Consider the following 7941-nt stretch of genomic DNA (forward strand, 5'->3'; position numbering starts at 1 on the left):
CTCTGGACGAGCCAGAGGGGATGTGTTTTTTGCGACGTTGCGGTTCGAAAAGGCTGGTGTAAACGGATTCGGTGGCAGCCCCTGTCGGTGTGATTTGCCGGATGGGGGACAGACTGGTGAACTACCCCCACTTAATTCGCCTAATTAAGATAAAATAATGAAGACCTAGATGCGAGTAAAGGTGTGTCGCGATCATGAAAGCCATCTGTGTGTTTTGCGGATCAAGTTATGGACAAAGCGTAAAATACAAGGAAGCGGCGAAAGCGCTCGGAACGTTTTTAGCCCGAAGCGGCATTACGCTCATTTACGGCGGAGGGACACGGGGCTTGATGGGAGAGGTTGCTGAGGCGGCGCTCCGTCATCAAGGGCGCGTGGTTGGGATCATTCCGCAATTTTTGAAGGACCGGGAAGTGGCGCATAATCGGTTGAGCGAACTGTTGGTCGTCGATACAATGCACACCCGCAAAGCGAAAATGTACGAGGCGGCCGACGGATTTATCGCCATGCCAGGGGGTTATGGAACGTACGAGGAGCTGTTTGAAGTGCTCTCGTGGTCGCGCGTCGGCCTCCACCAAAAACCGATTGGCCTGCTTAACGTGGAAGGGTTTTTCGATCCTCTTCTTCATTTGCTTCGGCATACAGTTGACAGCGGATTCGCCGCGCCGGAAGACCTTGAGCTGATTGTCAGCGCCGAAGACGTTCCGACGCTGTATGGACAGATGAACACATTTTGCCGTCGCCGCCACTCTTGACCGTGGACGGGTGAAGCGGCAAGTTGAATTTTTGGATGTATTCCAGCGTCAAAGCATGGGTGTGAGGAATGCGCATCGCGCCGGCTTCGAGATACTGGTCGTCGCGAAAGTGGGAGCGGAGCGTGTAGATGCGGCCGCCGACCCGCTCGGATGCTTCTAAGATGGTGACGCGATGACCCGCCTGCTTCAGCAATGACGCTGCGACAAGTCCGGCCATTCCGGCGCCGATGATGACGATATGTTGAGGCGCCGTCGTTTTCTTTAAGCCGTGGCGAATAATCGAGATCATCNTTTCCATTGAGAGTTTTGGAGAAACATACGGGTGGGACACGGTTGGACTCCCCCTTTGCCGTTTTCACCGCGCGAGGATGAAGGTGCGGTTATTCCATCTTATTCCGCGGCAAAGGGGAGTATGTGAGAATAGGAATGCCCGTCACGGCCTGGAAACGATATACGTCGCGCCATCGATTTCGATGGAGCGCTGTTCCTGCACCCCCACAATCCGGCACGAAAACGGGCGCGTTGATGGATGACGTCGGTCAGCCTCATAGAACCGAATCGCAATGCCGCCGACAGCGAGCTTCGCATACGCTCCCGCCTCATCGCGCCCGACATCGGGTTTGGGCAAGTCAAACAGCCGGCGGTAGCCGTTGACTGCCCGCTGGAGACCGAGGGTGTAGATGCTAATTGACGACAGCGAAACAGAGCCAATCGGGTGTCTCATGAGCGGCGCCAGCTCGTTCATCCGCACGTCATCGCCGTCGCCCCATTGGATGAAAAACGGATAGCGAAATGCACCGTCTGTGTCGTCTTCGATAAACAGCATCGACCATGTCAGCCGCTTGCCGTCATCGCGCTCGCGGCTGCCGGGGAGCGGACCGATTGGGGTAAACCCGTTTCGTTTGAGATGTGCCGCCACCGCTTCGATGTTGTTCGTGCGGAAGGCAAATTGGGAGAAGCCGTTTCCTTCTTGGCGGTCGGCGACAAGCTGGGCGATGAGCGGATTTCCGCACGTTCTCGCCGTCTGTCTATCAGCAATGCCGATCCATTCAATGTAGCGCAAATGCTCAAAGTAACATAAGGCGTTGTACGTTCCCCATGACGGATGGCGGCCGCCGTGGATGGCTGTAAACCCCCATTGTTCAAACGCCGTTTTCGCTTGCTCCGGTCGTTCGGTTAAGTGGACGAGATGGTCAAACGCGACATTCATGGCGGCGACCTCCTCCTAGATGGAATCGATCAGCGGAACAACATTTCTTTCAGCTTGTAAATGATTCGTTCGTTGTCGACGGTGCGGTGGGCGATAAAATTCAAGTCCAGCTTGATGTCTTCGATTTGGGCAGTCAATTGTTCGTAACGGGAGTCTATTTTTTGTTCGAGGCGGTCCACCGTTTGTTTCAATGAGGCAAATTCCTGGTGAAGCTGGTGGACGTCGGCGGCGAGAGCTTCCAGTTTGGCGTCTGTTTCGTCTTGGCGGTGGAGGAGAGCAGCTACGATGCCGTTCAATTCCGTTTGCCCAGCGCGAAGCGAATCTTGTTCTTGACGCAGACGCTGTTGTTCCAGGCGGATTTCCTGCTGCTCTTTTCGAATCTCTTGTTGTTCTTTTCGGATAAATCCTCCCGATTTTTGTCAGGAGGGTTCTCCCATGGAAGCGAATACTTTTGGCAATGCGATGAAGATTACGTAATCTGCATATGTCCATGGATGATTTTGATTTGGCAGCGACATGCAATTTCCCTCCTTGTGCTTTCATTTTATCGTATTTCTTTGAATAAAAAAAGGCGTCACGAGCGATTCCTTCCTGTGTCTAAAATAGGAGCTCGTCCTTTTCCTCCCATCAACCGTTTACTCATGCGTGTGCCATCCCATCGTGCGCTGTTCAGGAAAACGAAATATTCCTACATCAAACATCAAATCCCCCCGGTTTCACGCCTGCCTTCGCTATTGGGAGATGTTATGGAACGTTGTATTCATTTGCATCGTGAATATATAGATTGATTCTCGCCCAGAACACGTGGCAACGGTTGCTTCATTGGATAAAAGTTTGGTATCATCATGGTATTGTGATAGGTCGAACTCGTTGGAGGTGAAACTATGTCGCGAATTTCCATTGACCAAGTGAAACATGTCGCCGATTTGGCGCGGTTGGCGATTACGGATGAAGAGGCCGAGATGTTTACGAAACAGCTCGATGCGATTATTACGTTTGCTGAGCAGCTGAATGAATTGGATACGGAGAACGTTCCGCCGACTTCGCACGTGCTTGATATGAGAAACGTGATGCGCGAGGATATTCCAGAACCGGGGCTGCCGCGCGAAGAAGTGTTGAAAAACGCGCCAGATCAGCAAGACGGCCAGTTCCGTGTGCCGGCCATTTTAGAGTAAGGAGGGGGATTTATGTCGCTTTTTGACCATTCCGTGTCAGAATTACATACGTTGCTGAAGAAAAAAGAAGTGTCGATTTCCGATTTAGTCGACGAATCGTACCGCCGCATCGATGAAGTGGAAGAGAAAGTGCAAGCGTTTTTAACATTAAATGAAGAACAGGCGCGGGCGAAAGCGAAAGAGTTGGATAACCAGCTCGCCAAAGGCGAAGAAACGAACCCGCTGTTCGGCTTGCCGATCGGCATTAAAGACAACATCGTCACAAAAGGGCTGCGTACGACATGCGCCAGCAAAATTTTGTACAACTTTGACCCGATTTACGACGCCACTGTCATGGAGCGGTTGAATGCCGCAGGGACGATCACGATCGGGAAGTTGAACATGGACGAGTTCGCCATGGGCTCGTCGACGGAAAACTCCGGGTTTCAGCTGACGCGCAACCCGTGGGACTTAGAGCGCGTTCCGGGCGGCTCGAGCGGCGGTTCGGCGGCGGCGGTGGCGGCCGGCGAAGTGCCGTTTGCTTTAGGTTCTGATACGGGCGGTTCGATCCGCCAGCCGGCAGCGTTTTGCGGGGTTGTTGGCTTGAAGCCGACGTACGGACGCGTCTCGCGCTTTGGCCTCGTCGCGTTTGCCTCGTCGCTTGACCAAATCGGCCCGATTACGCGCACGGTCGAAGACAACGCGTATGTATTGCAAGCGATCGCGGGCGTCGACCCGATGGATTCGACTTCAGCGAACATTCCAGTGCCGAACTATGTGGAGGCGTTAACGGGCGATATCAAAGGGTTGAAAATCGCTGTGCCGAAAGAATATTTAGGTGAAGGCGTCGATGAAGGCGTGCGCCAGTCAGTGCTTGCGGCGCTTGCCGTGCTTGAGAAGCTTGGCGCGGCGTGGGAAGAAGTGTCGCTGCCGCATTCAAAATACGCCTTGGCGACGTACTATTTGCTCGCTTCGTCCGAGGCATCAGCGAACTTGGCTCGCTTTGACGGCGTCCGCTACGGCTATCGGACGGACAACGCGAAAAACTTGATCGATATGTATAAACTGACGCGAAGCGAAGGGTTTGGGGCGGAGGTCAAGCGCCGCATTATGCTCGGGACGTTCGCGTTAAGCTCGGGCTATTACGATGCGTATTACAAAAAAGCGCAAAAAGTTCGGACGTTGATCAAGCGCGACTTCGAAAACGTATTTGAACGATATGACGTCATCATCGGCCCGACAACGCCGACGCCGGCGTTTAAAATCGGCGAGAAAACGAGTGATCCGCTGACGATGTACATGAACGACATTTTAACGATTCCAGTCAACCTTGCGGGTGTACCGGCGATTTCTGTGCCGTGCGGCTTTGTTGATGGCTTGCCGGTCGGCTTGCAAATTATCGGCAAGCACTTTGATGAAAGCACCGTCTACCGCGTCGCCCACGCTTTTGAACAAGCGACCGACTACCATAAGCAAAAACCGGTGTTGTAAGGGAGGTTAGGTGATGAACTTTGAAACGGTCATCGGACTTGAGGTGCACGTCGAGCTGAAAACGAAATCGAAAATTTTCTCCAGCAGCCCGAACGCGTTCGGCGCGCCCCCGAACACGCAAACGAACGTCATTGACTTAGGGTATCCAGGCGTGCTGCCGGTGTTGAACCGACAGGCGGTCGAGTTTGCGATGAAAGCGGCGATGGCGTTAAACTGCGAAATCGCGACCGAGACGAAATTCGACCGCAAAAACTACTTTTATCCGGACAACCCGAAAGCGTACCAAATTTCGCAATACGATCAGCCGCTTGGCCGAAATGGCTGGATTGAAATTGAAGTAAACGGAAAAAAGAAAAAAATCGGCATCACCCGCATCCATCTCGAAGAAGACGCCGGCAAGCTGACGCATACGGGCGACGGCTATTCGCTCGTGGATTTTAACCGTCAAGGGACGCCGCTCATTGAGATCGTCTCCGAGCCAGACATCCGCTCGCCGGAAGAAGCGTACGCCTACTTGGAAAAATTAAAAGCGATCATCCAATATACCGGCGTTTCCGACTGCAAAATGGAAGAAGGGTCGCTTCGCTGCGACGCCAATATTTCGCTTCGCCCGCTCGGTTCGGACAAGTTCGGCACAAAAACGGAATTGAAAAACCTCAACTCGTTCAACTTCGTCCGCATGGGGTTGGAATACGAAGCGAAGCGGCAGGAGAAAATTTTGCTTTCAGGCGGCGTCATCCGCCAAGAAACGCGGCGCTTTGACGAAGCGACGAAAACGACCGTCCTCATGCGCGTCAAAGAAGGATCGGAAGACTACCGCTACTTCCCGGAGCCGGACTTGGTCATGCTCTATATTGACGACGAATGGAAAGAGCGTGTCCGCGCCTCGATTCCGGAGCTGCCTGACGCCCGCCGGAAGCGGTATATCGAGGAGTGGGGCTTGCCGGAATACGACGCCAAAGTGCTGACGCTGACCAAAGAAATGGCGGATTTCTTCGAAGCAACGGTCGCAAACGGCGCCGATCCGAAACTGGCGTCGAACTGGCTCATGGTCGAAGTATCCGGGTACTTAAACGCCGAGCAAAAAGAGCTCCATGACATCGCGTTGACGCCGGAAAGTTTGGCTGGGATGATCAAACTCATCCAAAACGGCACGATTTCGTCGAAAATCGCGAAAAAAGTGTTCAAAGAACTCGTCGAACACGGCGGCGACCCAGAGAAAATCGTCAAAGAAAAAGGGCTCGTGCAAATTTCCGACGAAGGAGCGTTGCGCAAAATTGTGCTCGAAGTGCTCGACGCCAACCCGCAGTCGGTCGAAGACTATAAAAACGGCAAAGACCGCGCGCTCGGCTTCCTTGTCGGCCAAGTGATGAAAGCGACGAAAGGACAAGCGAATCCGCCGCTTGTCAATAAGCTGTTAGTAGAGGAAATTGGAAAACGATAATGAAACAATAGGAGGCCTGCCCACCGGCAGGCTCTGTTTTCAATAAAAATTTTTGCACTATTAAAAAAATACAATTGACAAACGTTGTGATCGAATGATAGATTTTTTATAAGAAAAAACCAATTGATTTAGTAGGATATGAAATCTCGAAGGGTCAAAGAGGGGAGAGGAAACGATGAGCAATGAACAAACTTTCCGCCCGGAGACGCTCGCCATCCACGCCGGGCAAAAACCGGATGCGGAAACGGGCGCGCGGGCGGTGCCGATTTACCAAACAAGCTCGTATGTATTCCGCGACAGCGAGCATGCGGCCAATTTGTTTGGCTTGAAAGAGGAAGGGTTTATTTACACGCGCATTATGAACCCGACAAACGATGTCTTGGAAAAACGGATCGCGGCGCTTGAAGGCGGCATTGGAGCGCTTGCGCTGTCATCGGGGCAGGCGGCGGTGTTTTATTCGATCATCAACATCGCCTCGGCGGGCGATGAAATCGTCTCGTCGTCGTCCATTTACGGCGGAACGTACAACTTGTTCGCCCATACGCTGCGCAAGTTCGGCATTACGGTGAAGTTTGTCGATCCGTCCGATCCGGAAAACTTTGAGCGGGCGATCACCGACAAAACGAAAGCGTTGTTTGCGGAAACGATCGGCAACCCGAAAAACGATGTGCTCGACATCGAAGCGGTGGCCGACATCGCCCATCGCCATGCCATTCCGCTCATCGTCGACAACACGGTGGCCAGTCCATACTTATTGCGGCCGATTGAATTCGGCGCCGATATCGTCGTCCACTCAGCGACGAAGTTCATCGGCGGGCACGGCAATTCGATCGGCGGTGTGATTGTGGACAGCGGCAAGTTCGACTGGAAAGGGAGCGGCAAGTTTCCGGAGTTCACCGAGCCAGACCCAAGCTACCACGGGTTGGTGTATGTGGACGCCGTCGGCGAAGCGGCGTACATCACGAAAGCACGCATTCAGCTCTTGCGCGACTTAGGAGCGGCACTGTCGCCGTTTAATGCGTTTTTGCTTTTGCAAGGATTAGAGACGCTTCACTTGCGGATGCAGCGTCATAGCGAAAATGCGCTCGCTGTTGCTAAGTTTTTAGAAGAGGAAGAAGCCGTCGAATCGGTCAACTACCCAGGGCTTCCGAGCCATCCGTCGCANGAACTGGCGAAAAAGTATTTGCCGAATGGGCAGGGCGCGATCGTCACGTTTGAAATCAAAGGCGGCGTCGAAGCCGGGAAAAAATTGATCGACTCGGTGAAGCTGTTCTCGCATTTGGCCAACATCGGCGATTCGAAATCGCTCATCATCCACCCAGCCAGCACGACGCATGAGCAGCTGACCCCGGAAGAACAGCTGTCCGCCGGCGTCACCCCAGGCCTTGTGCGTCTGTCTGTCGGCACCGAAGCGATCGACGATATTTTGGACGACTTGCGCCAAGCCATTCGCCAAAGCCAGACGGTGGGGGTGAAGTAGAAGTAGCGAAGCGGATATAGGAAACATTTAGAAAATATAAAGAGTGTCCTAAGCGAAAAAACAGGGCGCTCTTTTTTGATTTGCGGAGCAAACCGTTCTTCTCCTTCCCATTGTTCACGGCTTTCACTTTTGCGCAATTCCGGCACGCAAAGCAGCATCCTGAGAGCTGGCTGGCAACGATCGTGCGGAGGCCAGCGAATACACGACGGGCAGCGGGCATCACCCCCGCTTCCTTGATAGAAACCGCATCGCCTTGGCCCGAGATCTTTCTTACGCGTATGATAGCATTTAAGTTGCATATAGTGATGCTAGTTGAACGCAGCGTTCCACTAGCATCACGGGTCAATGATTTTGTATAAGCATGGATAAAATCTTCTGTTCGAAATTTTTGGCTCTTCACCACAAGTTGT

At 53.0% G+C, this 7941-nt stretch carries 8 protein-coding genes and 2 pseudogenes; 7 read left to right on the plus strand and 3 right to left on the minus strand.

The window, feature by feature from the left end:
* Nucleotides 1-194: 194 nt before the first annotated feature.
* Nucleotides 195-752 (plus strand): TIGR00730 family Rossman fold protein, encoded by a 558-nt coding sequence (locus tag VU18_RS01180; RefSeq protein WP_011229787.1) that lies wholly within the window; start codon nucleotides 195-197, stop codon nucleotides 750-752.
* Nucleotides 753-759: 7 nt separating this feature from the next.
* Here the strand turns inward: VU18_RS01180 and VU18_RS17060 are convergent.
* The 3 genes and pseudogenes from VU18_RS17060 to VU18_RS18635 all read right to left on the minus strand — a co-directional run.
* Nucleotides 760-1042 (minus strand): annotated as a pseudogene (locus VU18_RS17060) (flavin monoamine oxidase family protein); the annotation flags it as partial.
* Nucleotides 1043-1185: 143 nt separating this feature from the next.
* On the minus strand, nucleotides 1186-1962 hold the full coding sequence (locus VU18_RS01185) for a VOC family protein (RefSeq protein ID WP_014194778.1): 777 nt from the start codon (nucleotides 1960-1962) through the stop codon (nucleotides 1186-1188).
* Between the two features lie 29 nt (nucleotides 1963-1991).
* Complete coding sequence (locus VU18_RS18635) at nucleotides 1992-2153, minus strand: hypothetical protein (protein ID WP_236687233.1); 162 nt, start codon at nucleotides 2151-2153, stop codon at nucleotides 1992-1994.
* A gap of 15 nt (nucleotides 2154-2168) precedes the next feature.
* On the opposite strand from VU18_RS18635, the gene VU18_RS18640 reads away from it, so the two are divergent.
* From VU18_RS18640 to VU18_RS18645, 6 genes and pseudogenes are all read left to right on the plus strand, one after another.
* The gene (locus VU18_RS18640; RefSeq protein WP_236687234.1) at nucleotides 2169-2750 is read left to right on the plus strand and encodes a hypothetical protein; all 582 of its coding nucleotides are present in this window, start codon (nucleotides 2169-2171) and stop codon (nucleotides 2748-2750) included.
* Nucleotides 2751-2846: 96 nt separating this feature from the next.
* On the plus strand, nucleotides 2847-3137 hold the full coding sequence (gene gatC, locus VU18_RS01195; RefSeq protein WP_014194780.1) for an Asp-tRNA(Asn)/Glu-tRNA(Gln) amidotransferase subunit GatC: 291 nt from the start codon (nucleotides 2847-2849) through the stop codon (nucleotides 3135-3137).
* Nucleotides 3138-3149: 12 nt separating this feature from the next.
* A complete protein-coding gene (gene gatA / locus VU18_RS01200) occupies nucleotides 3150-4607 on the plus strand; it encodes an Asp-tRNA(Asn)/Glu-tRNA(Gln) amidotransferase subunit GatA (RefSeq protein ID WP_011229791.1) in 1458 nt (485 codons plus the stop codon).
* 13 nt (nucleotides 4608-4620) lie between these two features.
* Nucleotides 4621-6051 (plus strand): Asp-tRNA(Asn)/Glu-tRNA(Gln) amidotransferase subunit GatB, encoded by a 1431-nt coding sequence (gatB, locus tag VU18_RS01205; RefSeq protein ID WP_011229792.1) that lies wholly within the window; start codon nucleotides 4621-4623, stop codon nucleotides 6049-6051.
* 175 nt (nucleotides 6052-6226) lie between these two features.
* A partial coding sequence (locus VU18_RS01210; RefSeq protein WP_236687235.1) for an O-acetylhomoserine aminocarboxypropyltransferase/cysteine synthase family protein occupies nucleotides 6227-7215 on the plus strand: 989 nt, incomplete at its 3' end.
* Nucleotide 7216: 1 nt separating this feature from the next.
* Nucleotides 7217-7531 (plus strand): annotated as a pseudogene (locus tag VU18_RS18645) (PLP-dependent transferase); the annotation flags it as partial.
* Nucleotides 7532-7941: the final 410 nt, after the last annotated feature.

Source organism: Geobacillus sp. ZGt-1, assembly GCF_001026865.1.
Taxonomy (GTDB): domain Bacteria; phylum Bacillota; class Bacilli; order Bacillales; family Anoxybacillaceae; genus Geobacillus; species Geobacillus thermoleovorans.